The 23,568-nt window shown below is 41.2% G+C and carries 28 protein-coding genes and 2 riboswitches; of the genes, 3 read left to right on the forward strand and 25 right to left on the reverse strand.

Annotation, left to right across the window (positions count from 1 at the left end; genetic code table 11):
* Positions 1 to 20: 20 nt before the first annotated feature.
* The 9 genes from sufU to ACXACN_RS10410 all read right to left on the reverse strand — a co-directional run bounded on the left by sufU (position 21) and on the right by ACXACN_RS10410 (position 7,391).
* Complete coding sequence (gene sufU / locus ACXACN_RS10370) at positions 21 to 464, reverse strand: Fe-S cluster assembly sulfur transfer protein SufU (protein ID WP_474964257.1); 444 nt, start codon at positions 462 to 464, stop codon at positions 21 to 23.
* Entirely contained in the window at positions 454 to 1,674 is a 1,221-nt protein-coding gene (locus ACXACN_RS10375; RefSeq protein WP_474964259.1) for a cysteine desulfurase, read from the reverse strand. The genes sufU and ACXACN_RS10375 overlap by 11 nt, the downstream gene beginning before the upstream one ends.
* Entirely contained in the window at positions 1,674 to 2,981 is a 1,308-nt protein-coding gene (sufD, locus tag ACXACN_RS10380) for a Fe-S cluster assembly protein SufD (protein ID WP_474964260.1), read from the reverse strand. Before sufD ends, ACXACN_RS10375 begins: the two co-directional genes overlap by 1 nt.
* A gap of 19 nt (positions 2,982 to 3,000) precedes the next feature.
* Positions 3,001 to 3,780, reverse strand: a complete 780-nt coding sequence (gene sufC / locus ACXACN_RS10385) for a Fe-S cluster assembly ATPase SufC (RefSeq protein ID WP_089654165.1) — start codon at positions 3,778 to 3,780, stop codon at positions 3,001 to 3,003.
* A gap of 241 nt (positions 3,781 to 4,021) precedes the next feature.
* The gene (locus ACXACN_RS10390; protein ID WP_474964262.1) at positions 4,022 to 4,162 is read right to left on the reverse strand and encodes a YuzK family famiily protein; all 141 of its coding nucleotides are present in this window, start codon (positions 4,160 to 4,162) and stop codon (positions 4,022 to 4,024) included.
* Between the two features lie 226 nt (positions 4,163 to 4,388).
* Entirely contained in the window at positions 4,389 to 4,754 is a 366-nt protein-coding gene (locus ACXACN_RS10395; RefSeq protein ID WP_474964263.1) for a carboxymuconolactone decarboxylase family protein, read from the reverse strand.
* Positions 4,755 to 4,820: 66 nt separating this feature from the next.
* Positions 4,821 to 5,678, reverse strand: a complete 858-nt coding sequence (locus ACXACN_RS10400; protein WP_474964265.1) for a MetQ/NlpA family ABC transporter substrate-binding protein — start codon at positions 5,676 to 5,678, stop codon at positions 4,821 to 4,823.
* A 26-nt stretch (positions 5,679 to 5,704) separates the two neighbouring features.
* The gene (locus tag ACXACN_RS10405) at positions 5,705 to 6,373 is read right to left on the reverse strand and encodes a methionine ABC transporter permease (protein WP_474964266.1); all 669 of its coding nucleotides are present in this window, start codon (positions 6,371 to 6,373) and stop codon (positions 5,705 to 5,707) included.
* Positions 6,366 to 7,391, reverse strand: coding sequence for a methionine ABC transporter ATP-binding protein (locus tag ACXACN_RS10410; protein ID WP_474964267.1), 1,026 nt, complete (start codon positions 7,389 to 7,391; stop codon positions 6,366 to 6,368). The genes ACXACN_RS10405 and ACXACN_RS10410 overlap by 8 nt, the downstream gene beginning before the upstream one ends.
* A gap of 83 nt (positions 7,392 to 7,474) precedes the next feature.
* Positions 7,475 to 7,583, reverse strand: a riboswitch (SAM riboswitch).
* 211 nt (positions 7,584 to 7,794) lie between these two features.
* Positions 7,795 to 7,900: riboswitch (SAM riboswitch) on the reverse strand.
* A gap of 85 nt (positions 7,901 to 7,985) precedes the next feature.
* Here ACXACN_RS10410 and ACXACN_RS10415 point away from each other — a divergent pair.
* On the forward strand, positions 7,986 to 8,414 hold the full coding sequence (locus tag ACXACN_RS10415; protein ID WP_474964269.1) for a TlpA family protein disulfide reductase: 429 nt from the start codon (positions 7,986 to 7,988) through the stop codon (positions 8,412 to 8,414).
* A 139-nt stretch (positions 8,415 to 8,553) separates the two neighbouring features.
* Here the strand turns inward: ACXACN_RS10415 and ACXACN_RS10420 are convergent, their stop codons facing one another.
* From ACXACN_RS10420 to ACXACN_RS10455, 8 genes are all read right to left on the reverse strand, one after another.
* The gene (locus ACXACN_RS10420; RefSeq protein WP_474964270.1) at positions 8,554 to 8,865 is read right to left on the reverse strand and encodes a thioredoxin family protein; all 312 of its coding nucleotides are present in this window, start codon (positions 8,863 to 8,865) and stop codon (positions 8,554 to 8,556) included.
* A gap of 10 nt (positions 8,866 to 8,875) precedes the next feature.
* Positions 8,876 to 9,223 (reverse strand): toprim domain-containing protein, encoded by a 348-nt coding sequence (locus ACXACN_RS10425; protein ID WP_474964271.1) that lies wholly within the window; start codon positions 9,221 to 9,223, stop codon positions 8,876 to 8,878.
* A 122-nt stretch (positions 9,224 to 9,345) separates the two neighbouring features.
* Entirely contained in the window at positions 9,346 to 9,729 is a 384-nt protein-coding gene (gcvH, locus tag ACXACN_RS10430; RefSeq protein WP_474964273.1) for a glycine cleavage system protein GcvH, read from the reverse strand.
* An 82-nt stretch (positions 9,730 to 9,811) separates the two neighbouring features.
* A complete protein-coding gene (locus tag ACXACN_RS10435; protein WP_474964274.1) occupies positions 9,812 to 10,171 on the reverse strand; it encodes an arsenate reductase family protein in 360 nt (119 codons plus the stop codon).
* A 447-nt stretch (positions 10,172 to 10,618) separates the two neighbouring features.
* Positions 10,619 to 12,400, reverse strand: coding sequence for an acyl-CoA dehydrogenase family protein (locus tag ACXACN_RS10440; RefSeq protein ID WP_474964276.1), 1,782 nt, complete (start codon positions 12,398 to 12,400; stop codon positions 10,619 to 10,621).
* 19 nt (positions 12,401 to 12,419) lie between these two features.
* Entirely contained in the window at positions 12,420 to 13,595 is a 1,176-nt protein-coding gene (locus ACXACN_RS10445; protein WP_474964277.1) for an acetyl-CoA C-acetyltransferase, read from the reverse strand.
* A gap of 24 nt (positions 13,596 to 13,619) precedes the next feature.
* A complete protein-coding gene (locus ACXACN_RS10450; protein WP_474964278.1) occupies positions 13,620 to 16,019 on the reverse strand; it encodes a 3-hydroxyacyl-CoA dehydrogenase/enoyl-CoA hydratase family protein in 2,400 nt (799 codons plus the stop codon).
* A 217-nt stretch (positions 16,020 to 16,236) separates the two neighbouring features.
* Positions 16,237 to 17,154 (reverse strand): proline dehydrogenase family protein, encoded by a 918-nt coding sequence (locus tag ACXACN_RS10455; RefSeq protein WP_474964280.1) that lies wholly within the window; start codon positions 17,152 to 17,154, stop codon positions 16,237 to 16,239.
* A 241-nt stretch (positions 17,155 to 17,395) separates the two neighbouring features.
* On the opposite strand from ACXACN_RS10455, the gene ACXACN_RS10460 reads away from it, so the two are divergent.
* Positions 17,396 to 17,656, forward strand: coding sequence for a hypothetical protein (locus ACXACN_RS10460; RefSeq protein ID WP_474964281.1), 261 nt, complete (start codon positions 17,396 to 17,398; stop codon positions 17,654 to 17,656).
* Positions 17,657 to 17,667: 11 nt separating this feature from the next.
* Entirely contained in the window at positions 17,668 to 17,997 is a 330-nt protein-coding gene (locus tag ACXACN_RS10465; RefSeq protein WP_474964282.1) for a spore coat protein, read from the forward strand.
* Between the two features lie 56 nt (positions 17,998 to 18,053).
* On the opposite strand, the gene copZ is transcribed toward ACXACN_RS10465, so the two are convergent.
* The 8 genes from copZ to ACXACN_RS10505 form a co-directional block, all read right to left on the reverse strand.
* Positions 18,054 to 18,260 (reverse strand): copper chaperone CopZ, encoded by a 207-nt coding sequence (copZ, locus tag ACXACN_RS10470; RefSeq protein WP_474964284.1) that lies wholly within the window; start codon positions 18,258 to 18,260, stop codon positions 18,054 to 18,056.
* 131 nt (positions 18,261 to 18,391) lie between these two features.
* Positions 18,392 to 19,156 (reverse strand): STAS domain-containing protein, encoded by a 765-nt coding sequence (locus tag ACXACN_RS10475; protein ID WP_474964285.1) that lies wholly within the window; start codon positions 19,154 to 19,156, stop codon positions 18,392 to 18,394.
* Positions 19,143 to 19,796 (reverse strand): cobalamin B12-binding domain-containing protein, encoded by a 654-nt coding sequence (locus ACXACN_RS10480; protein WP_474966851.1) that lies wholly within the window; start codon positions 19,794 to 19,796, stop codon positions 19,143 to 19,145. Before ACXACN_RS10480 ends, ACXACN_RS10475 begins: the two co-directional genes overlap by 14 nt.
* Before the next feature lie 11 nt (positions 19,797 to 19,807).
* The gene (locus ACXACN_RS10485; protein WP_474964287.1) at positions 19,808 to 20,176 is read right to left on the reverse strand and encodes a hypothetical protein; all 369 of its coding nucleotides are present in this window, start codon (positions 20,174 to 20,176) and stop codon (positions 19,808 to 19,810) included.
* Positions 20,173 to 20,478, reverse strand: a complete 306-nt coding sequence (locus ACXACN_RS10490) for an antibiotic biosynthesis monooxygenase family protein (RefSeq protein WP_474964288.1) — start codon at positions 20,476 to 20,478, stop codon at positions 20,173 to 20,175. The genes ACXACN_RS10485 and ACXACN_RS10490 overlap by 4 nt, the downstream gene beginning before the upstream one ends.
* Before the next feature lie 244 nt (positions 20,479 to 20,722).
* Positions 20,723 to 21,529: a VLRF1 family aeRF1-type release factor gene (locus ACXACN_RS10495; RefSeq protein WP_474964289.1), complete on the reverse strand. Its 807-nt coding sequence runs from the start codon at positions 21,527 to 21,529 to the stop codon at positions 20,723 to 20,725.
* A 488-nt stretch (positions 21,530 to 22,017) separates the two neighbouring features.
* Positions 22,018 to 22,929: a glycine betaine ABC transporter substrate-binding protein gene (locus ACXACN_RS10500; RefSeq protein WP_474964291.1), complete on the reverse strand. Its 912-nt coding sequence runs from the start codon at positions 22,927 to 22,929 to the stop codon at positions 22,018 to 22,020.
* A gap of 187 nt (positions 22,930 to 23,116) precedes the next feature.
* Positions 23,117 to 23,293, reverse strand: coding sequence for a YfhD family protein (locus ACXACN_RS10505; RefSeq protein WP_474964293.1), 177 nt, complete (start codon positions 23,291 to 23,293; stop codon positions 23,117 to 23,119).
* Positions 23,294 to 23,568 lie beyond the last annotated feature (275 nt).

Below are 23,568 nucleotides of genomic sequence, written 5' to 3' on the forward strand. Positions count from 1 at the left end.
TCCTTTTGGTATAGAAAAGCTTAGTCTTCCTTCTCTACATCTACACCCTTTTCCATTGCTTTCCAAGCGAGCGTCGCACATTTGATACGAGCAGGGAACTTGGAAACTCCTTGCAAGGCTTCAATATCTCCAAGGTCTACATCACCTTCGTCAATATCTTTCCCCTGCATCAGGTCAGAAAAAAGCTCAGACATTTTCAGTGCATCGTCAACTGGCTTTCCTTTGATTGCCTGTGTCATCATGGAGGCTGAGGATAGACTGATGGAACAGCCTTCACCATCGAATTTAGCATCCTTCACAATGCCATCGTCGACCAGCAGTTGCAGCTGAATACGATCCCCACATGTAGGGTTGTTCATATCTACAGTCATAGGGTTTCCTTCGATGGAACCACGGTTGCGCGGATTTTTATAATGATCCATGATGACTTGACGATAAAGTGTATCTAGGTTATTAAAAGACATCGCCAAAATACTCCTTTGTTGTTTTTAATCCTGCAACAAGTCGATCAATATCTTCTTCATTATTATACAAGTAGAAGCTTGCTCTTGCCGTAGCCGAAACTTCCAGCCAGCGCATTAAAGGCTGAGCGCAATGGTGCCCTGCACGGACTGCAATTCCCTCAGCATCCAATACCGTGGCAAGATCGTGAGGGTGAACGTCGGCAAGGTTGAACGTAACAAGACCTGCCCGATGCTCTGGGCCGTATATCTTCATGCCATCCACTTTGTTCATTTCTTGCATGGCATAAGACGCCAGCTTCTCTTCATGCTCTTTAATCTCATCCAATCCGATATCCGTAAGAAAATCAATGGCTGCACCTAAACCGACAGCTCCTGCGATAATGGGTGTACCACCTTCGAACTTCCAAGGCAGTTCCTTCCATGTCGAATCATAAAGATTAACAAAATCGATCATTTCCCCACCAAATTCGACAGGCTCCATCTTTTCTAAGAGAGCTTTTTTACCATAAAGAACCCCAATTCCTGTAGGGCCGCACATCTTGTGGCCTGAAAACGCATAAAAATCTGCGTCCAAATCTTGCACATCGATTTTCATATGCGGAGCACTTTGAGCTCCATCAACAAGCATAACTGCTCCTTGGTTATGAGCAATTTGAGCAATTTCTTTCACAGAGTTGATGGTTCCAAGCACATTCGACACATGCATAACAGCAACAATTTTTGTTTTGGAAGTTACCGTTTTCTGCACATCTTCCAAAAGAATCGTACCATCAGATTGCAAGGGGATATACTTCAACGTAGCTCCTGTTTCCTTAACAATTTGCTGCCAAGGGATAATGTTGCTGTGGTGTTCCATTGGAGTGATGACAACTTCATCCCCTTCACTCAAGTTCGCACGGCCGTAACTTGCTGCAACGGTATTGATAGCTGTGGTTGTGCCTCGTGTGAAGATCACTTCTTGAGTACTGGACGCATTGATAAAGCGTCTTACTTTTTCACGTGCGCCTTCATACTCGTCTGTCGCTTTCGTGCCAAGCGTGTGAACACCTCTATGGACATTAGAGTTGTAACCGCGATAGTATTCATCAAGCTTTTCAATCACCTTTATTGGCTTTTGAGAAGTCGCCGATGAATCCAAATACACGAGCGGATGTCCATTTACTTCCTGGTGAAGAATCGGAAATTCGTCGCGTATTGCTTTTACATCCATTAATATACTTTCCTTTCAATTACTTGTTGCAACTGACGTTTAACAGCTTCAACAGGCAGTTGATTTACTACAGGAGCAAGGAATCCATGAATGATTAGACGCTCCGCTTCAAACTTGGATATTCCACGACTCATCAGGTAATACAATTGGATTGGGTCCACACGTCCAACAGATGCTGCGTGACCTGCTGTTACATCATCTTCATCAATCAGAAGAATCGGGTTTGCATCTCCACGTGCATCGCTGCTCAGCATAAGAACACGTGACTCCTGCTCGGCATTAGACTTACTCGCGCCATGCTCAATCTTGCCAATTCCGTTGAAAATGGCAGAAGCTTTATCCTTCATTACTCCGTGTTGAAGGATATAACCGTCAGAACCTTTTCCGAAGTGTGTAATATTTGCTGTGAAGTTTTGTTTCTGTTTTCCACGTCCAATAGCAACTGTTTTTGCATTCGAGTGTGAGTTGTCACCAATTAAATGAGTGATGTTCTCAGAAACAGTATCCCCTTCGTTCATCTGACCAAGAGCCCATTCAATGACGGAGTCACGGTAAGCGACACCACGACGATTGGCATATACGGTTGTACCTGCTTCAAAGTTGTCGACCGCTCCGAAGGATACTTTCGCTCCATCTTTAGCAATGACTTCTGCTACAATGTTTGCGGAAGTTTTTTCTTCTTTGTTGTGAGAGATATAGTTCTCTACATAAGTGACAGAACTATTCTCTTCCGCCACGACTAGAATGTGGTTGATCATAGAAGCCTTTGGATCTTCCTGCCAGAAAATCGCCTGAATAGGATCCTCTATTTGCACGTTTTTAGGAACGTAAAGGAAAACCCCTCCGTTCATAAGAGCTGCATGAAGTGCAGTTAAACGGTGCTCGTCCATGTGAACGGCATCATTCATATAATACTTCTCTACCAAATCACTGTGCTCTCTAACTGCCGTGCCGATATCTGTAAAAATAACGCCTTGATCTTTCAATTTTTGGTCAATGGTTCCGTACGCCACTGTGTGGTTACGCTGAATGACCAGGTTTTGCTGTTCTTTCTCTTCATCTAAGAAATCTTTAATTTCAACTGGAAGTTCATCAAGAGAATCGATACGATCACCGGATACGTGATGGTCGAACTCTGTGAAGTTCCATTTGGAGATATTCGTTTTATCTGGCTTCGGAAGCGGTAACGATTCCGATTTCTCCAGGGCGCTAAGACGAAGGTTCTTCATCCATTCAGGCTCGTTCTGCCCTTGGGAGAATTGTGAGATATACTCTTTGTCATATGGTAGTGAGACTTCTACTGTCATGATTACCCTCCTATCTTAATTACGCGTTAACGGTTTCGTCTTCGATGCCAAGTTCCTGTTTAATCCAGTCATAACCTTCCGCTTCAAGACGCTGGGAAAGTTCTGGTCCACCAGATTTGACAACACGTCCTTGCATCATAACGTGTACTTTATCAGGAGTGATGTAGTTCAATAGACGCTGGTAGTGAGTGATGATCAAGCAACCGAAAGCATCGTTACGCATTTCATTGATTCCTTTTGCAACGACTTTCAATGCATCGATATCAAGTCCTGAATCGATTTCGTCCAAGATAGCAATCGCTGGTTGGATCATCATTAATTGTAGGATCTCGTTACGCTTTTTCTCACCGCCGGAGAAACCTTCATTTAGATAACGCTGTGCCATATTTTTATCCATATCAAGCGTATCCATCTTAGCGTCCATCTCTTTGATGAACTTCATTAGAGAGATTTCATCGCCTTCTTCACGGTGAGCGTTAATAGAAGAACGCAAGAAATCAGAGTTTGTTACACCACTGATCTCACTAGGATATTGCATAGCAAGGAATAGACCTGCTTGAGCGCGCTCGTCCACTTCCATTTCAAGGACGTTTTCGCCGTCTAGCAAAACTTCACCTTTTGTTACTTCATATTTAGGGTGACCCATGATTGCGGAAGCTAGTGTAGATTTACCAGTTCCGTTCGGTCCCATAACAGCGTGGAATTCTCCACCGTTGATTGTTAAATTAACACCTTTAAGGATTTCCTGACCTTCGATTTCTACGTGAAGATCTTTAATTTCTAAAGTTGATCCTGCCATAAATGAATACCTCCAGTATCTATTTTTATAGAATGTCCAAGTTGATCGGAAACAAAGAACTATTCTCAATTTATTCTCATTACAATCTTATATCATTTAGTGCTTGTTATCAACTTTTTCCCTTTACCAGAAGCCAAGAGAATGGACATACGAAAACCAAATTTCTACATTTTTCATGTGTATTATAACATGAAAAAATCAGGTGGCTAAACACACCTGATTCATTCAATCATCTTATGAGTTATTTATGCAATTGACGGTCGACCTGGGCAATCATTTTTTGACTCTCTTCGAATTCACGTTGGCGTTTTTCTTCTACTTTCAGGCGTGTATCCAACTTTCTGCTGTACTCCGCATAACTCATGTTATGGGATTGGTGCATGGCTTTCTCCATATCAGCAGTGTAATTCAAATTTAGATCGTCACTAATAACGAATCAACCCTTTCAGATTATTTACACAATTTAAAATACCACAAATATTATACACAAATAAACCCCCGTGGCCCTCTAAATTCATGCAAAAAGAATCTTCTTTGTTGATGTAAGCGTTTACCGCAATTGAGTATATAAAATACATCCGAAATCCTCTGATTTCCTAATAATTGGATCAGTTAATCGTTGTCGTCAAATCCATGTATGCATCCTGAACCAGAGTGACAGCCTGGCTTAAAGCTGCTCCACCACCAAAGGCTGCGGCAACACCACAAGCTTCCAAAATTTCTTTTTCCGTTGCTCCCTGGTCAACGCACCCTTTCGTGTGGTAAATCATGCAGTACTCGTCCTGTGCAACGATACTGATCCCTAAGGCCATCAGTTGTTTATCTTTTTTCGACAATTCCCCTGCTTTGAAACATTCCTGCGTAAATTCATCAAACTTATGAGAAACTTGCGGCATATGCTCTCTGAAGGCGCCCATTCCTTCTTTATAATCATGTAAATACGTTTGCGTCCACGTCATATTTTGCTCTTGCATATGAAAACCTCCCAGTAAAAATAAGTGACTGCGGTTAGTATAAACCGCAGTCACTTATTTTATCCGTTATTCTGCATCACTTGAGACTGGCACAACAGCACCATCGTATTCTTCTTTAATGAAGTTGACGATCTCTTCAGAACGAAGAACTTCAACAAGTGTATTTAAGGCTTCATTCTCTTTATCTTCACTATTCGCAGCCACAACGTTCACATAAGGAGAGTCAGATTCCTCGAGAATAATTGAATCTTCACTAGGAGACAACCCAGCCTCAATCGCATAGTTTGTGTTAATTGCAACAAGTACGTTTTCTTCACGTTGATACACTTGTGGAAGATTGGCTGCATCTACTCCTGTATCAAATTCGATGTTTTTAGGGTTTTCTACAATATCCTGTACAGTAGCATCTACTTTCTCAACATTTTCATCTAGTTTAATCAATCCCTCTTTCTCCAAGAGCGAGAGGATACGACCGTGTGTGGATACAGAACGACTCATGACTAGAGTTGTGCCTTCTTCAACTTTTTCAAGGCTTTCATACTTTTGGGAATAAACACCGATCGGCTCAATATGGATTCCCCCAAGGTTTGCAAAGTCATAGCCTTTCTCTTCCTCTTGAATTTCCATATAAGGAATCGTTTGGAAATAGTTCGCATCAATGCGGCCTTCATCTAAGTCCTGGTTTGGTAAAATATAATCCTGATATTCTTCGATCTCAAGCGTGATTCCTTCTTCTTCAAGCATAGGTTTCGCCTTCTCAAGAACTTCAGCATGTGGAACACTAGTCGCCCCTACTTTAATTTCTTTTGTTCCACCTTCTTCACTTTCTGATCCTGAGGCACTTTCTTCTTCATTTGAAGTCCCGCATGCTGCGAGCACTAGTATAAGCAGTAGTGCAGATAAACCCGTCCATATTTTTTTCATTTTCATTCTCTCCCTTTTTTTATATTTTATCTTTTATCCAATTTCCGTGAGATAGCATCTCCGATGAATTGGAAAATAAACACAATTAAAATGATTAAGATCGTACAAATAAATACAACGTCAAAATTGCTTCTTTGGAACCCATAAAAATAGGCAAAATCACCAAGACCACCGGAGCCGATTGCACCGGCTACAGCTGTGTATCCAATTAACGCAATCGCGGTTACTGTAATTCCGGAAATAAGAGCTGGCATCGATTCCGGAAGCAACACTTTAAAAATAATTGTCGAATATTTAGCTCCCATAGATTTTGCTGCTTCTACGACTCCTTTATCGACTTCTTTCAAAGCAATTTCCACCAGACGGGCGTAGAATGGAGCACCGCCAATAATCAGTGCGGGCAACGCTGCTTGTGGCCCTCGGATCGTCCCTAGAAGAAAGTCTGTAAACGGGAACAATAATAAGATGAGTATGATAAACGGAATGGCTCTAAATATGTTAACGATAGAAGCAGTGATCCAGTTCAATGTCTTGTTTGCCCAGAGCCCCCCAGGCCCAGTCAAATAAAGAAGGAGACCTAACAGCAAACCTAAAACGAAGGTTCCAGCAACAGATACAAGCGTCATATAAAGGGTTTCATTAGTAGCGGTAATCATATCTTCCATTCGTACATTCGGGAACCATTCATTAAACATGTGGATTCACCTCCACTTCTACCGATGTTGATTCAATATAATCAATGGCTCGTTCGATTTCTTTTTGTTCTCCATCAAACTGAACGAACATTGTCCCATATGCACCCTTTTGCGTTTGCGTAATCTTACCATGTAGTATGTTGACATTAATTTCAAACTTTCTTGATAAATCACTAATCAGTGCCTGATTTGTACTTTCTCCCACAAAGTGAAGACGTATAATTTTTCCTGACTGATAATGATCTTTGATCAATTGCAAGGATGTTTCTTTTTCCGGGTCACCCATTACCTGATCCACAAACTTCTTCGTGACTGCTTTTTGAGGATGTAGGAAGACATCCAACACATCGCCTTGTTCAACAATTTTCCCTTCTTCCATAACAGCCACCTGATGACAAATTTTGCGAATAACATGCATTTCGTGTGTAATTAGAACGATTGTAAGGCCAAGTTTTTCGTTAATATCCACTAGAAGATCAAGAATCGAGTCCGTCGTCTCTGGGTCCAACGCGGATGTAGCTTCATCACATAAGAGAACTTTAGGATTGTTTGCAAGAGCTCTGGCTATTCCGACTCTCTGCTTTTGCCCGCCGCTCAGTTGGGATGGATAAGAACCGCCCCGGCCCTTTAACCCGACCAATTCTATCAACTCTTCGACACGCTTTTGCCTCTCTGCTTTAGGGATTCCAGCAACCTCCAATGGAAAAGCAATATTATCATGAACTGTTCGCGACCATAGCAAATTGAAATGTTGGAAAATCATCCCTATCTCTTGTCTCGCTAATCTTAACTTCCCTTTGCTTAAAGCCGTCAGTTCTTGATCATCGACGTGAATACTTCCTTCTGTAGGATCTTCCAAGCGGTTCAATAAACGAATAAATGTACTCTTACCGGCTCCACTATAGCCGATTACTCCATAAATTTCTCCTTTGTTTATGTTAAGACTTAAATCATCCACTGCTCGTACATCTTGATCTTTTGTGTGGAATATCTTTGATAGTCCTTTAATTGAAATCATGCTGCTTTCCCTCCACTTTCAAAAAAACGCCACCCTGTCATGAGAACAGAATGGCGTTTTTTAATCTTACCTGAAAATCTGTTCTCTCATCTGTCAAAGATTTATACTTTGCAGGAATTGGCACCTGAGCAAGACAGTCTTGCCGGTTGCCGGGCATCATCGGGCCAGTCCCTCCGCCACTCTGGATAAGAGATTTTATTTATTAAATTATTATCACTTTAACTCGTTTAAGTAGTACAAAGTGGATTTTAGCATCGTACGAATTTTGTGTCAACTGATAAAACAGATTGTTCAGAAAAATAAAATTCAAAAATAGAAAAGAAATGCTTAATTCTTCCACACAAGTACGTCCATAAATGAAAAAAATCCCTTCTTTAATAGAAGAGATTCATCGCTTTTACAATTCTCATCTATCAAAGTCAAAGACTTCGCAGGAATTAGCACCGTGCAGGTTACCTGCCGGTTGCCGGGCATCGTCGGGCCAGTCCCTCCGCCACTCTGAATAAGTGAAGATGTCGATATGAAATTAGTAATTATGTTAGCATGGGATTTAAATGAGCGTCAATCCATAACATTCCGCCAGTAAAAAGGAGAATGACATTGAGTAAACAAGCCCCTTTATTTGAACTGCCATACATTAACGACCACTCTTCCAGTTACAGACTTGAAGAAGATTTAGGAAAAGTTATCGTCTTGACCTTCTGGGCTTCCTGGTGTCCAGATTGCGGGAAAGACTTACCTAGGAAAGAGCAATTGTTTAAAACGATGGATCATGACAAAGTAAAAATGATGACGATAAATGTAACCGGAAGGGAACGGAAGAGTGAGGAAGGAATGGAATACTTCGAAAAGTTCTTAACACAACCTACACTTTCTGATGATGGACGCTATGTCTATGACTTGTATCATTGTGATGGTGTCCCTTCCACCATCATCATTAACCAACAAGGTGAGGTCCATGCGAATTTTGGCGATCAGTCCTCCTTTTTAGATATTGTAAGCAAACTGGGAGAAATCATATGAAGTGCATAAAAAAGACAGCATGGACGTTGAGACGTCTTTGCTGTCTTCTTTGTTTCTCTTTAACTGTTAGATCCTATCCAAATAAGAAAGAGCATTTATTTATTCAACAATGGTGGTCATTTCCTGGGAAATACAAACACTATTCAACAAAACCAACCACTTTCTCATACATATAGGAAACAGAGTGAAAAGCGTAAATCTTTTCTTCTATTTCCCCTTCCCTCATCACCAGCAGACATGGAACGCTTTTAATCTTATACTGTTGCATCAACTCCGGGTGTAGAGAAGCATTCATTTCCTTAAAAACTTCTTTATTGAATACAGCCTCGAGCGTTGTAAGCATTTGACGTGCTAAATGGCAAGTTGCACAAAAAGGGCTATGGATGAAAATTAGGGCTGTATGTGGAGTTTCCATGAGCTCTTTCACATTTGTTGTCTTTATTTCCTCCACATGTATCCTCCTATATTAAATAAATCGACTTGACGTTGAAATGTCTACTAAGTAGGGCTCTTGCTAGTTCAGCTTCCGGTGTAGCAGCCACTTCCCTGAAGGCCTTATCTATATAGATGTGCTCGGCGTGAGGAAGTTCTTCCATCAATTGCTTTCTCAGCTTGTAGCCGGAGTCATCTTCATCCACTAGAATATATACAGTTCGATCATCTAAGTTATGGTCAAGGATCATTTCTTCCATTCGCTCAATACCTAGAGTTCCATGGGTACAAATAATTTCAATTTCTTCATCAAGGACTTTGTTCAACTTCTTTTTATCCGTGATTCCTTCAACAATGACGATTCGTTCTCCATCCATCTTCATCACCTACTATATAGAAACAGACCATGCCAATCAGGCATGGTCTGAACATGATTAAGATCAAACGTGATCATGTCAGACAAGGTTTTACAAAGCCCTGCCTGTCCAATGCACTATCTTTAGTCTTCATCAATCATTGCTTCATATTCTTCCGGGGTCATCAAGTCGTTGATTTTAGAGTTGTCCGTTGGTTCGACTACAACCATCCAAGCTTTATCGTAAGGCGATTCATTGACAAACTCCGGGCTGTCTTCCAGGTCTTCGTTTACTTCAACAACTTTACCACTTAGAGGGGCGTAAAGTTCAGAGACAGTCTTAACGGATTCTACGCTACCAAATGGCTCATCCGCTTCTAGTTCATCCCCGACTTCTGGAAGTTCTACGAATACGATATCCCCAAGTTCTGACTGAGCAAATTCAGTAATACCGACTCTTACTTTTTCTCCTTCTTCTTTTACCCATTCGTGCTCTTCAGAATAACGCAGATCTTTAGGTACGCTCATTTCCATTACCTCCAAAAAATTAATTTAGTTTAACAACAAGTATAAACATAAAAGCTATAGGCTTCTATTCCCAATAATGTGCTCACGGAGTCCAAACGTTTTCAAATTCATCCTGCTTGAACCCTACCGTTGTTTTTTCTCCATCAGTAAGGATGGGCCGTTTAATCAGCATCCCATCAGATGCAAGCCATTCAATCATTTCGCCTTCTTCTGCTTCTTTTAGCTTTTCCTTCATATTCAATTCTCTATACTTTTTCCCACTAGTGTTGAAGAATTTTTTTACAGGCTTGCCACTAGTAGTTATCAAGTTTTTCAACTCTTCTTCTGAAGGGGGAGTATTGACAATATGTACAGATTCGTAGTCAAGCCCTTCATCATCCAACCATTTTTTTGCTTTCTTGCACGTACCGCAATTCGGGTACCAATAGAAGGTTAAAGACATTTACACACCCTCCTTCTTTCTTGTTGTCTAATATTTTATCACAACGAAGGTAAAGATTTCATTTATTTCTATTATTGTCTTCACAATCCTTACATAAAACTCTTCCATCACAGCTCCCGATTGTAAAAGACTCAGTTTCGATACTATTGTTGAGTGAATGGGGCTGAGGGGAATAGCTCGCTTTCCGCGGGAGCGCGGTGAGCCTCCGCCCCTTTGCCATATAAGTATCTCGAAACCACTTCCAGAACTAGGCTCGTTCTATACGTATTAGGAGCTATTACACAAAAATTCCATCGTATGGATAAAACTCAACAACCGCTTGCAAATCATCTCAAAACTAAGGCTTCCACAATCCTGTCATAACGTTTTATAAGAAGAGGTCAAAACGAAGGCCTGCACCTTCGCGTTTTCGAAAGTGCAGGCCCTGTGCCACATCTACTAATATTATTAAACCGTGTATTTTTCGGCTGCAATCAACGTTTTCGCGATTTCGCGCTTCTTAGGAATGACGTTGATCGGTGTATGGCGTGTCAGTTTACGCATGGCACCGAGCATCATTCGTAAAGAATCCCCTTTTTCGGCTGCAATCAATGTTTCTTTTGCATGCGCCTCGATTCGGTTGAAGGCTTCCTGGACATATACCTGGGTATAAAGAAGTTTCTGCTTGTTCTTCTCTTCACCTGTTTTATTGATGGCTTTCTCAGTACGGAGGACGGCAGATTCCATATTGTAAATCTCGCCTACAATATCAGCGATATTCACAAGGAGTTCTTGTTCATTTTCCAGTTTCTCTCCGTATTTCTGTGCGGCAAGTCCTGCGGCAAGGAGACCAATCTTCTTCGCGTTCTTCAGTAAATATTTCTCTTGTTCGAGAACTTCATCGCCTGGTTCCTCTGGCATCATCATCATGATTTCTTCTTGAAGGGTTTGAGCTTTTTGAAGCAAAGGTAATTCGCCTTTCATCGCTTTCTTCAACAAAGTACCTGGGACGATCATTCGGTTGATTTCATTCGTTCCTTCAAAGATTCTGTTGATTCGGGAATCGCGGTACATTCTTTCTACTTCGTATTCTGCCATGAACCCGTATCCCCCATGGATTTGTACAGCTTCGTCTACGGCAAAGTCAAGGAGCTCTGTACCGAACACTTTGTTCAATGAGCATTCAATGGCATATTCTGCAATAACTTTAGCAACAGCAGCGCCATCTTTCAGTTCTTCATCTGACAATTTACCCATGCTTTGTTCGAATAAACCTACTGTACGGTAGACGGAACTCTCATTCGCATAAGTATTGGCTGCTACGGAACCAATTTTTTCTTGTATCAATGGAAAGCTTGCAATAGGAGTCTTGAACTGTTTACGATCCTTCGCATACTTAACAGAAAGTTCGATTGCACGCTTTGATCCACCTACACCACCAATAGCCAGTTTATATCGACCCACGTTAAGAATGTTGAAGGCGATGACGTGACCACGGCCAACTTCTCCAAGAACATTCTCTACAGGCACTTCCGCATCTTCTAGAATCAAAGTACGAGTGGAAGAGCTCTTAATTCCCATCTTCTTCTCTTCTGGGCCGGTAGATACACCTGGGTAATCACGCTCCACAATAAACGCTGTGAATTTATCTCCATCGATTTTTGCATAGACGACGAACACATCAGCGAACGCAGAGTTCGTAATCCACTGTTTTTCTCCATTTAGAATATAATGCGTACCTGCATCATTTAACTTGGCTGTCGTTTTTGCTCCAAGTGCATCGGAACCTGAACCAGGCTCTGTCAGAGCATAGGCTGCAATTTTTTCTCCTGTAGCAAGCAAAGGAAGGTATTTTTGTTTTTGATCTTCATTACCAAAGAAAACGATAGGAAGGGATCCGATTCCTACGTGAGCACCATGAGTAACGGAAAAGCCTCCCGCCCGGGAAAACTTCTCTGTAATCAATGAAGAGCTAATCTTATCTAACTGCAAACCACCATACTCTTCTGGTACATCAGCACCTAACAATCCCAATTCACCCGCCTGCTTCAATAGCGCAACGGAATGCTCGAATTCGTGGTTTTCAAGATTTTCAATCTTTGGAACAACCTCTCCTAGGACAAAATCTTCTGCTGTTTTTGCAATCATCAAATGTTCATCCGTAAAATCTTCCGGTGTAATGACATCTTCTGCACCCAAATCTTCGACAATGAAGCCTCCGCCTTTAATCATCTCTTTTAAATCGCTCATCTTCCAGTTCCTCCCCGAGTTAAATTAATTCAAATACTCCAGCGGCTCCCATACCGCCACCAATACACATGGTCACTACACCGAATTGCTCATTTCTACGTTTCATTTCATGGATCAAACTCAATGTAAGCTTTGTTCCTGTACATCCTAGCGGGTGGCCCAAGGCAATGGCCCCACCGTTTACGTTTACTTTATCTTCATCCAATCCAAGTTCACGAATGACTCTTAGGGATTGAGAAGCAAAGGCTTCATTCAATTCAAATAGCCCAATGTCGGATAAAGTAAGACCAGCCATTCGCAAAGCTTTTGGAACAGCTTCAATTGGTCCTACTCCCATGATCTCAGGCTCCACTCCCGCTACTGCAAAGGAGCGGAATTTAACTAACGGGGTAAGCCCTTCAGCTTCTGCTTTTTCACGGTCCATCACCATAACTGCTGCTGCACCGTCACTCATTTGCGAAGAGTTCCCCGCTGTCACAGAACCTCTTGTTGAAAAGGCAGGTTTTAGCTTACCAAGCACATCAGGTGTCGTACCTGCACGAACCCCTTCATCCATAGAGAATAGGGATTTTGTTTCTTTTACTTTATTGTCTTCACCAAGCTCACGGTTTGTCACTTCAACTGGAACGATTTCCTCTTCGAACTTCCCTTCCTGAATCGCTCTGGCTGCACGTTCATGACTCTGAACCGCAAATGCATCCTGATCTGCTCTTGATATCTCAAAACGATTCGCGACTTCTTCAGCGGTATGCCCCATGGACATATAATACTCAGGAGCGTTTTCGACCAACTGAATATTCGGTTTGATGACATGACCTCCCATAGGGATGAGACTCATGGACTCCGCTCCGCCCGCAATGGCTGTATCACTGTGGCCAAGCATGATTTTTTCTGCGGCATAAGCGATACTTTGCAAACCAGAAGAACAATAACGGTTGATTGTAATCGCTGGCACTTTATGATGGAGTCCCGCAAGTCCAGCGATGTTCCTTGCCATGTTCATTCCTTGTTCTGCTTCAGGCATTGCACACCCGATAATGACATCATCGATGTTCCCCTCATAATTGTTGGCTCTTTTTAACGTTTCTTTTATAGTCAAAGCGGCCAGATCATCGGGACGCGTATGGGCAAGTGACCCTTTCTTCGCCCGACCGACTGGTGTTCGAGCTCCTGATACGATAACTGCTTCTTTCACGACTCTTCCCCCTCTTTGGTTATATTAATTGCGTAGCGGTTTGCCTTTCATTAACATGTGCTGCATACGAGCTTGGGACTTTGGTTCACCGACAAGGCTTAAAAAGGCTTCACGTTCAAGATCTAATAAATACTGCTCATCCACGAGTGTTCCTTCTTTCAACTTTCCTCCCGATAGGACAAAAGCTAGTTTTTCAGCGATTTTAAGGTCGTGTTCCGTCGCATATCCACTAAGCGCTAATGATTTGGCTCCTAGAACCATCGTTGCATAACCTTGCTCTCCGACGACAGGTATTTTCGTGCGCTTAGGAGCCTGGTAGCCTGACCTCGCTAACCCCAGCACTTTCTGTTTCGCATCGTGAAGAAGGTGATCTCCATTTACACTGATGGCATCCTGTTGGTCTAAGAAACCATTCTCTTTCGCTTCCTCCCCTGATGTGGAAACTTTCGCCATAGCGATTTTTTCAAACACACTGTTTGAAACCTTTTGTAAGTCAAAATCTACACCTTCTGGGATATTCCTCAAGTGCTTCATGTACAGCTCTTTATTTCCACCACCACCAGGAATCAGACCGACACCAGCTTCTACAAGTCCCATATAGGTTTCCTGTGAAGCCTGAATCGCATCGGCAGGGAGACAAACTTCCGCTCCACCTCCAAGGGTCATTCCAAATGGTGCCGCAACGACTGGTATATCCGAATATTTCATTTTCATCATGCTATCCTGGAAACTTTTCACGACCATCTCAATCTCGAAAAAGTTAAAATCTTGCGCTTCCATAAGGATCATTCCAAGGTTCGCACCTACACAGAAGTTTTTCGCCTGGTTTCCAATGACAAGACCTTCGAAATTTTCATCTACATGATCAATGGCAAAATTAATCATTTGAATGATATCAAGCCCAATAGCATTGCTTCTGGAATGAAACTCCAATCCAGCAACCCCATCCCCTAGATCGATTAAACTAGCTCCGGCATTCTTCTTAATAACCTCGCGCTCTTCTTTCAAGCGTTTGAGGTTAATGACCTTTTCATTGAAATTCTGCTGTTTGTATTCTCCTGCATGATAGAAGTAAACGTTTCCATTTTCTTTCTTGTAAAACGTTTCGATTCCATTTTCCAACATCTTTTCTACCCATGTCGGAATTGTCTCGCCTTCTTTCTTCATACGCTCGACAGAAGCTTTCACTCCAATGCTGTCCCACATCTCAAATGGACCGAGTTCCCAGCCAAATCCCCATCGCATGGCCTCATCTATAGATGGGACATCATCAGCAATTTCACCATACAGTTCTGCTGAGTAAAGAAGAACAGGTTTGACAACTGACCAGACCAGGTCTCCTGCACGATCTCCTTCCGCATGTACGAGCGTTTTTAATTTTCGCTGTGGGCCTTTCTCTTGTTTGGCCATTTCAGTGGCCTTTGTTTTTAACTTTCCTCGCGTTTCATATTCAAGGGATTCAGGGTTGAGCTGCAGGATCTCGCTTCCTTTTTCACCTTTTTGTTTTAGAAAGAAGCCCTGCCCACTCTTCGACCCAAGCCAGCCTTTCTCCAGCATGTTTTTCATGAAAGAAGGGACTTCGAAAGCTTTCTTTTCATCGCCTTCGACTTGGTCGTATACATTGTTAGCCACATGGATAAACGTATCCAATCCAACAACATCAAGGGTACGGAAAGTCGCACTCTTCGGACGGCCAATCATCGGACCGGTAACAGAATCCACTTCTCCGATGGAGTATCCCTTATCAAGCATCTGCTGAACCGTCACCAATAGACCGTACGTTCCAATTCGGTTAGCAATGAAGTTTGGGGTATCCTTCGCTTCAACAACCCCTTTACCTAATACATCTTCTCCAAATTCTTTCATGAAATGGAGAACTTCTGGACTGGTATGCTTCGTCGGAATCACTTCTAACAACTTCAAATAACGTGGCGGGTTAAAGAAGTGAGTGCCCAGAAGATGAGCTTTAAAATCATCGCTGCAATCTTCAGACATGGCTTCGATGGAAATTCCAGAAGTATTGGAACTTACAAATGAGCCTTTCTTTCTATGTCGGTCGACGTCCGCTAGAACCTTTTTCTTGATATCAAGGTTCTCAACCACTACTTCGATGATCCAATCCACTTCGGATAAGCGTTCCATATCATCTGTGAAGTTCCCGACTTCAATTAGATTAAGATTTTGTTTGCTCGTCAAAGGTGATGGCTTTTGTTTAAGAAGAGCTTTTTTATTTTCACTAGCCACACGGTTTCTAACAACCGCATCTTCCAGTGTCAGTCCTTTTTTTGCTTCTGCATCCGTTAATTCGCGAGGGACGATATCCATCATCAACGTAGGAATTCCTACATTCGCTAAATGTGCAGCGATCCCTGCGCCCATAACTCCTGATCCAAGGACGGCCGCTCGCTTGATCTTGTGTTTCATTTCATTTCCCCCTATCTCATTTGAATGAATACTCATTCATTTTACAGCCAAAAAAATAAGTACGGCTAATTCGTATCTATGTATAATATAAAATATTTTCAGACATTTCGCAATCCTTTTCTCCATAATTCTGTGAAATCTTGCCTTGGATTTTTCTGGTTCCTGTATCCTATGCACGATTCCCTTAAAGGATGCCCGCATACATGCGGGCATTTGATTATTTTCCGAACACACCTTTTAAAACAAATGCAACGTTAGCAGGCCTTTCCGCAAGCCTTCTCATAAAGTAACCGTACCAGTCATTCCCATACGGTACGTACACGCGCATTTTATACCCTTCTCTCACTAACTCTTCCTGCCTTTCGACTCGAATGCCATAAAGCATCTGAAATTCAAACAGATCTTTGGATAGGTTATTTTCTTCTACCAGGGATTTAGTGTACTCAATCATCGCATCATCATGGCTGGCTACAGCGGTGTAATTTCCATTCAGCAAATGAATGCGTATGATTTTCTTCAGATTTTCATCTACATCTTTCTTATCAGGAAAAGCGACCTTTGGCGATTCTTTATACGCGCCTTTCACTAGTCGTAAGTTCGGGTTGAATCGATCGAGTTCTTTTACATCCTCTACTGTCCGGTACAAATAGGACTGTAAAACGGTCCCGATATGTTCATACTCTTCACGCAGTTGTTTAAAAATCTCTAGCGTCTTTTCGCATCTTTCATAATCTTCCATATCAATGGTAACAAATACATCTTTTTCTTGAGCGACATCAAGGATCCTACGCATATTTTCCATAACAAGGTCTTCAGATATATCCAGACCCATAGAAGTTAATTTCAGAGAAAGCTGGGAATCCAATTGATGTTCTGAAATGGCTTCAATTGCTTTTATACATCCCTCCGCTGCTTCCCTTGCCTCTGATTCACTATCGATAAATTCCCCTAAATGATCGATGGTCACAGCCATGCCTTTTTCATTCAGTTCTTTGATTGTTTGGACAGCATCAGGAACCGTTTCACCCGCTACGAACTTTCCTGCACCGAAACGCAAGCCATATCTTTTTGCCAACTTAGTAAAAAAGCGATTTTTTGATAAAAACAGAAAAAAGTTTCTGAGTATCCGTTCCATTCTCCAACCCCCTAAACCTTGTTCCCGCTCAAAAATAATTCTGATTTTTCTAACTTGTAATCGTTAACATACTACTATTTTATCATTGATTAAATAAAATAGGGAAAAAATAATGTTTCTTTCGACAGACTCCCATCTCTTTCACCAATGGATTTCCTCGCTCATATGGGAGCCATGATTTTTCTTATAGAAATAAAGATGAGGGCCATAATAACAAATGAAAAAAGAAGGAGGAAACGTGATGCCACAACAAAATCAATCATCCATGCAACAATCCCAACCCATGTCTCAGGTACCTAACATCGTAAGCACGAAAGATCAGCTTTATCTTGCTGATATGCTGTCTTGGAATTTGAATGCCTGTAAAAAAGCTCATTTTTTTGCGCAGAATTGTCAAACACCTGAAATACAGGCCGCTTTGGAAGAGGCTGGTCAAATGCACCAGCGTCATTATGATAAGCTGCTCAAACATTTGAATTCACAATCTCAAACAACCAACTGAGGAGGACCATCATGAACCAGACTCAAAAAATACAAAATCCTGAAACAAATGTACCTAAAACCCCACAAATGAATGAGCGGGACTTTGTGAATGATCAGTTAACAACAGAAAAGTACATGACCGCTTCTTACAACATCGCATTAAATGAAGCGAGCAACCAAAACATCTATCAGGATCTTGCTACCATATTCAAGGAAACGCAGGACTGTCAACGCAATTTATACAACCTCATGTTTAAGAACGGGTGGTACGCGCTTGAGCAGGCAGAAAAGCAAAAAGTTGACCAAACGTATCAACAATTCACAGGGTATAAGACTCAATTGCCCTACAACATCCAGTAAGGATTACGATCTGAAGAGTCAAAAAAAGAAGCCCGGAATTCCGGGCTTCTTTTTTCTTAGCCTACTGGCTCATACCCTTGAGCCTCTACGGCTTCTTTCATCATATGTTTGCTAACATAGGCTTCGTCGTAGGCGATGTTTACTTTCCCACTATCCAGATCAACTTCTACTCCATGCACCCCTTCCAATTCCTGAAGAGCACCCTTCACAGACTGCTCGCAGTGATTGCAAGTCATACCATTTACTTCTAAAGTCATCTCCATGATCTTACCACCTTTCCCAATAATATCTCTTGATGAACTATTCCACGAAAAGTTGGTTGATTAACGTATTTTTATCAAAAAGAATAATCATCGAACAAAAAAACCCGCTTCCTTTAAAGGAGCGGGCAACTTTAAAACCGGCAATACTTTTTTAGTGCTTGATGCAGGGAGTGTATAAACGTAATTTCTGATGAAAAGTGAACCGATTGTATACGATTCACCTGCTCTGGACGGACACCCGTAATCACGACTTGTGATCCCATATAACATAAAGACTTCATCAAGTTTTTTAATAATTGAGCCCCATCCTCATCAATTCGTCCTACGGCAGTAAAATCAAACAAAATCCTGTCCATTTCTCCCTCTTGGATGGCTCGAAGCAAAGGTTCTTCCACGGTGTACATTTTATCTGCGGTAATTGAACCAAAAAGCGGGATGAGTGCCGTTTCTTCAGTTAATTGAATAAAAGGAGCGGAAAGTCGATTCCCATGTTGGACGGCCTCTTCCAGTTTTTCTTTTTCCTCAAGAAGCTGAAAGTTCGTATCATTCAATCGTGATCGTAGCTGATTCATTGTTTCGGTGACCTTTGATAACTGTTCATCCTTTGGAATAATTAACACTTCTGCGTGCAAATCATTTTTCCATTTCACATGCATATCGCATGTAACGGGATTTTTCTTTTCCTCTATTGGTTTAATGGCGATTTCTAAAGAGAGTTTATGAATATCCGGGGTCACGCACTTTTTAAATTTCGATAAGCTGCCTTCGTCTATGAAATCTAAAAGACTGTGCACTTCACCAAACATTTCTATAGCTTCCTCTGATAAGGATTCAATTCTAAAATTTTTGTTGATGATAAAGTGTGGTAGAGGAAAGCTGCGTTCAACTCGTTTCATTGATCGTTTCTTCCCTTCCCTCATTGAACCACCGTTTCAGATGATTCAGATCCTTGATAACCATCACTTGATCAGACTCAAACTCTTTCAAGTCGTAATTCTTCACGATTCTTCCGCCTACCATAATCAGAGGCTTCCAACCGAATTGAGAGAACCGATCCAACAAACTTTTAATTGTTTTTAAGCGATAAGGTAAAGACGCTGAAATTCCTATGACATCCGGTCGGTACGTTTCAATTTGGGTGATCGAATGTTTTAATGGAAGATCCGGACCCAGATAACGCACGCGCCAACCATGGTCTTTAAACGTGTCAGCCACCATTTTCAAACCTATGTAATGCTGCTCCTCTTCTACACCGAATAACATAGCTTTGTACTTTTTTTGGTGTTTCCTACTAACATGACCGTTTCCCGAATCCAATTTTGAAAGTACAAAATCACAAGTGGCCGTAGCCAAATGTTCATCTGCAACGGATATGTCATTTTTCTCCCACAGTTCTCCGATATAATACATAGCAGGAGTAATGATATCTTCATATAGATAAGCTCTCGGATATTTTTCTAATAAAGTATTAATATATTCTGTTGCCCCTTGTTCATCTCCTTGAAGGAAATAGTGGGCTAGATTTTCGTGTTGCACGTCCAAAGTATTCACCTCTTTGAAAGTGTATGCAAATGTTGTAAAGCCTCGTTCAAATAGTTAATAAAACACTGTTTCTCGTCCTCGTCTACTACATCCATGTCATTCAGCAAGCGTACAAGGCGTTCAAAATTATCAATGATTAGTGAGGTGGGAACTTCCCTGGAGGTCAGAACTGTATGGAGCCACTTCGTATAATCTATAAAAAAGTAGACACTCTTCATTTCATAGGCCGCTTCTAAATGATCTAAATGATGAAAGTTATCTTCTTCTGTACGATCCCTTCCATTCTGACCGAACTTTTCCCAAAGGAAGGGATAAGCCTCATAAATTTCATCTGCTACGGATTGAACGATGCGGCTTTGCTCCGATTTGTTCACGTTGCAACCACCTCGTACTTAGAAACCTTTGGAACGATGCCTTGAAGTTCCTGATCAGGGTATTCTTTTTCTAATTCATGAATTTTCTTGAACTGCTCACTACGAGCCCATTTCAAATAGGCTTCTTTAGATTCCCATTCCAAATGGACAGTCAGCTCCCCAGGTTTTCTGTCATTCTGTAGCAGTTGAAAGGAAATAAAACCATCCGCTTGATCTACAAGACGTGATCTATTTCTATAAATATGAATTAATTCATCAGCTTTATGGTCTGGTACCTTCACCATTGAATCTACCACGAACATGTATAATTCCCCATTCTGAGTTATTTTCATTAAATAATATTTTATCATACCTTTTTCTGTTATGTATAATGTTAAGAATCTCCTCTAACTTATGAACATAAAGTCAAAAGGAATGTGGAATTTACGATAATTTCAAGAAAAGTCTGATCAGGAAACCAATTTTCCACAACCGAAAGGTGCTTTACACAACCTACATCTGTTCACAAAAAAAGGCGCTGGCTTTAACACCAGCACCTTTCTCACATTATTGAACGACTTCATCAAGTACTTGCATTTCTTCATGATCCAGAAGGTTTTTGTTGACCATATCATTCGCTTCTTTATTCATATTGTCCTGCAGGTCTTTCAGCTCTTCTTTATCACCGACAAGATAGAAACGCTCCCAGCCATAATCTTTAGCTAGCTTGTCAATTTTCGGGGCTACACTCTTGTACCAACGATATCGGTTGGCATCGAAGCGCTCCTGAAATTGATCTCTCTTGGATGTCTTAGCACCACCAGATCCCATGGATGGCTGAGCACGGTGAGGCCCTTGATGCTGTCTCCAATCCTCAGTGTCTAAATCTAGTTCAAACAACTGTGTATCTTTCAGTGTTCCAAGTTCTGCATCAATCAATTTGATTTGATTTTTCTGAGTTAAGACGACCCCTGTTTTAGGAAACTTGTTCTGCATCTCTTTCAATTGATCCAGAACAGGCGCTTCTTCCCAATAGAATTCTGTCTTCACAGGCATTTGGAAACGCTCAGCGAACCAAACCGTATCGTCGCCTGTAGCAAATAAGACAACACTTTTAGCGAAGTTTTGTTCATTTTCTTCTATAAATTGCTCCACTTTCTCTTTAACTGCCCAATAGTTTCTCTTTTCATCCGAATCGCCATCCTCCTGGAGATAGGATTCAAAATTATTCAATCCATTTTTTAAATGGATTTTCCATTCTCCCCCTTGTTGATCCGGGTCGGAAGGGTCGGTGTTTAGATACATCGTAAATACTTTTTGTGGTTTTTCTAAATGTACTGCCTCTAGTTTTTTTATTTCTTTATTTAAGTCCATAAAACAGCGACTCCTTTCAAGAATTGTAAATCGAATCTACTCTGTATGTTTCCTGATTAAGGAGTGCTTAAACTCATTTTGTAGAGGTCATTGCTCTTTCTCTATTATTTTCCGTTTCAGCTGTTTCAAATCCCGTTCAAATCGCTCTTTTCTATTTCTCCGTTATCATAGGATTGATCGTTAAACTTTGTTATCCCAAACCTCAAAGAAGATGGATATTTTTAATTAACACAGGACTTTTGTTCATTTATTCTTTTGTGTTCCCAATGGTTCTTACTGCGTTTTATTTCTTTTCCCCATTGCCTTGGTTTCCACCTATATTGGTTTATCAATTGGGATAGGAATTCATTCGCTCATTTTACGTGAGGAGCGACGACACAAAGCCCGCTACCGATGAATAACAGGTGAAATATGGGCTCATACAGGATGAACTAGAAAATGAAAAAAAGACCCGCTCTGAAGAGCGGGTCTTTAGTATCTTATGTGTTTTATTCTGTTGTCCATTCGTCAATAAGGTCCTGATGCTCATCAATCCACTTCTGAGCTCCTTCTTGTGCATCGCCAGCTTCATTGATGCTAGCCATAAGGCTACCAAGCTCATCGTCGTTTAACATAAAATTGTCAAACCATTTAACGACTTGAGGCTGATCCTCTTCCAATCCTTTACGCGCGGCATAGGAGATATTTTCGGAATCTCCATAAACGTTTTTAGGGTCTTCCAAGAATTTCAGATCCATTTCAGAAAATACCCAGTGTGGCTTCCATAGAGTAGCAACAATAGGTTCTTCACTTTCCATAGAACTCTTCAACTCTGTGATCATTGTTGGTTCTGAAGAAGCTGCAAGTGTATAATCCAGGTCGTATTCATTGAGGACTTCTTCTGTCAGAGACATAATACTTGCTCCTGCATCAATTCCTACAATCTGCTTGTCAGAAAATGCATCAGAGCCTTTCAAATCTTCAATTGAATTAACATCTTCCATATACTTTGGTACAGCAAGTCCTAATTTTGTTCCTTCATACCAAGTTTCACGCCAGTCGATATCTTCTTTATACTTTTCATAAAAGGCTTTGTCTGTGTTTGGAAGCCAGATTTCCATACCAATATCTAAGTCACCACTGGACAATGCTTCATATAAGAAACCTTTTTCCACTTGTTCCAGTTCTACAGTATAGCCTTTTTCTTCAAGAACAAGTTTCCACATATTTGATACGGCAACGTTCTCAGCCCAGTTGTTCATACCAATTCGTACAGTACCTTTTTCTTCGGATGTTTCTGCGTTTTCTCCATCATTTTCGTTACCGTTTGATGCGTCTTCCCCTGACTCGCCACCACAAGCAGCTAGAGTTAAGAGAATACCAAGCAATACAGCCGGTAACCATTTACGCCATTGGTTCATACCTAAATGACCTCCTCTAAGTATTTGTTTCATTACTATGTGATCCATGATTTCAGCACAATTTGAAATTATACCATAAAGCAATAAAAGTTCAAACAATTCAAACTGTATAGAATGTACTTCTGTATGATTATTCCACACCAGGTCATCCAAATATTGGATGACCTGGTGTGGCTATATTTAATACTTATCGTCTTTTGTGAGCGCGGCGGTCTGCAGCTTCTGCTCTTTGTTGAGCGATCTTATCTTCGCGATCCGCTAGTTCTTCAGAAAACTCAACATCAATGTTTTTCTGGTTTTTAGGCGTTTGAGGTAACTTTCGCTTTTGTTTCCCTTTGTTTTTACGGTGTTCGTCTCTACCCATGTTCTTCCCCTCCTTTTCAGTTGGAACAATGGTAGTATTTTTCGATTCACCAAAAATATTCTTAAGGCAAGGCTGTTAAATGCCGATAAATTCGGTTTAAATGATCTCTTTTTGGGGGTTTTCACACTTTTTACATAAAAAGAACCTAAAGTCCCCACATTTGTTAAGGAAACGTAAAGGATGAACCTTTGGTTGGAATCTCACTTTTTTTGGAAACTCTTACAAAAATAATATCAAACGCTTCCATACCCCTTCTCATCAACACAATAGTCCTT

The organism is Halobacillus sp. AWM4_238, assembly GCF_056158265.1.

Excerpts from the sequence above, each read along its gene's own strand:
- sufU (WP_474964257.1), bottom strand. The coding sequence starts at position 464 with ATGTCTTTTAATAACCTAGATACACTTTATCGTCAAGTCATCATGGAT.
- ACXACN_RS10375 (WP_474964259.1), bottom strand. The coding sequence starts at position 1,674 with ATGGATGTAAAAGCAATACGCGACGAATTTCCGATTCTTCACCAGGAA.
- sufD (WP_474964260.1), bottom strand. The coding sequence starts at position 2,981 with ATGACAGTAGAAGTCTCACTACCATATGACAAAGAGTATATCTCACAA.
- sufC (WP_089654165.1), bottom strand. The coding sequence starts at position 3,780 with ATGGCAGGATCAACTTTAGAAATTAAAGATCTTCACGTAGAAATCGAA.
- ACXACN_RS10390 (WP_474964262.1), bottom strand. The coding sequence starts at position 4,162 with ATGCACCAATCCCATAACATGAGTTATGCGGAGTACAGCAGAAAGTTG.
- ACXACN_RS10395 (WP_474964263.1), bottom strand. The coding sequence starts at position 4,754 with ATGCAAGAGCAAAATATGACGTGGACGCAAACGTATTTACATGATTAT.
- ACXACN_RS10400 (WP_474964265.1), bottom strand. The coding sequence starts at position 5,678 with ATGAAAAAAATATGGACGGGTTTATCTGCACTACTGCTTATACTAGTG.
- ACXACN_RS10405 (WP_474964266.1), bottom strand. The coding sequence starts at position 6,373 with ATGTTTAATGAATGGTTCCCGAATGTACGAATGGAAGATATGATTACC.
- ACXACN_RS10410 (WP_474964267.1), bottom strand. The coding sequence starts at position 7,391 with ATGATTTCAATTAAAGGACTATCAAAGATATTCCACACAAAAGATCAA.
- ACXACN_RS10415 (WP_474964269.1), top strand. The coding sequence starts at position 7,986 with ATGACATTGAGTAAACAAGCCCCTTTATTTGAACTGCCATACATTAAC.
- ACXACN_RS10425 (WP_474964271.1), bottom strand. The coding sequence starts at position 9,223 with ATGGATGGAGAACGAATCGTCATTGTTGAAGGAATCACGGATAAAAAG.
- gcvH (WP_474964273.1), bottom strand. The coding sequence starts at position 9,729 with ATGAGCGTACCTAAAGATCTGCGTTATTCTGAAGAGCACGAATGGGTA.
- ACXACN_RS10435 (WP_474964274.1), bottom strand. The coding sequence starts at position 10,171 with ATGTCTTTAACCTTCTATTGGTACCCGAATTGCGGTACGTGCAAGAAA.
- ACXACN_RS10440 (WP_474964276.1), bottom strand. The coding sequence starts at position 12,400 with ATGAGCGATTTAAAAGAGATGATTAAAGGCGGAGGCTTCATTGTCGAA.
- ACXACN_RS10450 (WP_474964278.1), bottom strand. The coding sequence starts at position 16,019 with ATGAAACACAAGATCAAGCGAGCGGCCGTCCTTGGATCAGGAGTTATG.
- ACXACN_RS10455 (WP_474964280.1), bottom strand. The coding sequence starts at position 17,154 with ATGGAACGGATACTCAGAAACTTTTTTCTGTTTTTATCAAAAAATCGC.
- ACXACN_RS10460 (WP_474964281.1), top strand. The coding sequence starts at position 17,396 with ATGCCACAACAAAATCAATCATCCATGCAACAATCCCAACCCATGTCT.
- ACXACN_RS10465 (WP_474964282.1), top strand. The coding sequence starts at position 17,668 with ATGAACCAGACTCAAAAAATACAAAATCCTGAAACAAATGTACCTAAA.
- copZ (WP_474964284.1), bottom strand. The coding sequence starts at position 18,260 with ATGGAGATGACTTTAGAAGTAAATGGTATGACTTGCAATCACTGCGAG.
- ACXACN_RS10475 (WP_474964285.1), bottom strand. The coding sequence starts at position 19,156 with ATGAAACGAGTTGAACGCAGCTTTCCTCTACCACACTTTATCATCAAC.
- ACXACN_RS10490 (WP_474964288.1), bottom strand. The coding sequence starts at position 20,478 with ATGTTCGTGGTAGATTCAATGGTGAAGGTACCAGACCATAAAGCTGAT.
- ACXACN_RS10495 (WP_474964289.1), bottom strand. The coding sequence starts at position 21,529 with ATGGACTTAAATAAAGAAATAAAAAAACTAGAGGCAGTACATTTAGAA.
- ACXACN_RS10500 (WP_474964291.1), bottom strand. The coding sequence starts at position 22,929 with ATGAACCAATGGCGTAAATGGTTACCGGCTGTATTGCTTGGTATTCTC.
- ACXACN_RS10505 (WP_474964293.1), bottom strand. The coding sequence starts at position 23,293 with ATGGGTAGAGACGAACACCGTAAAAACAAAGGGAAACAAAAGCGAAAG.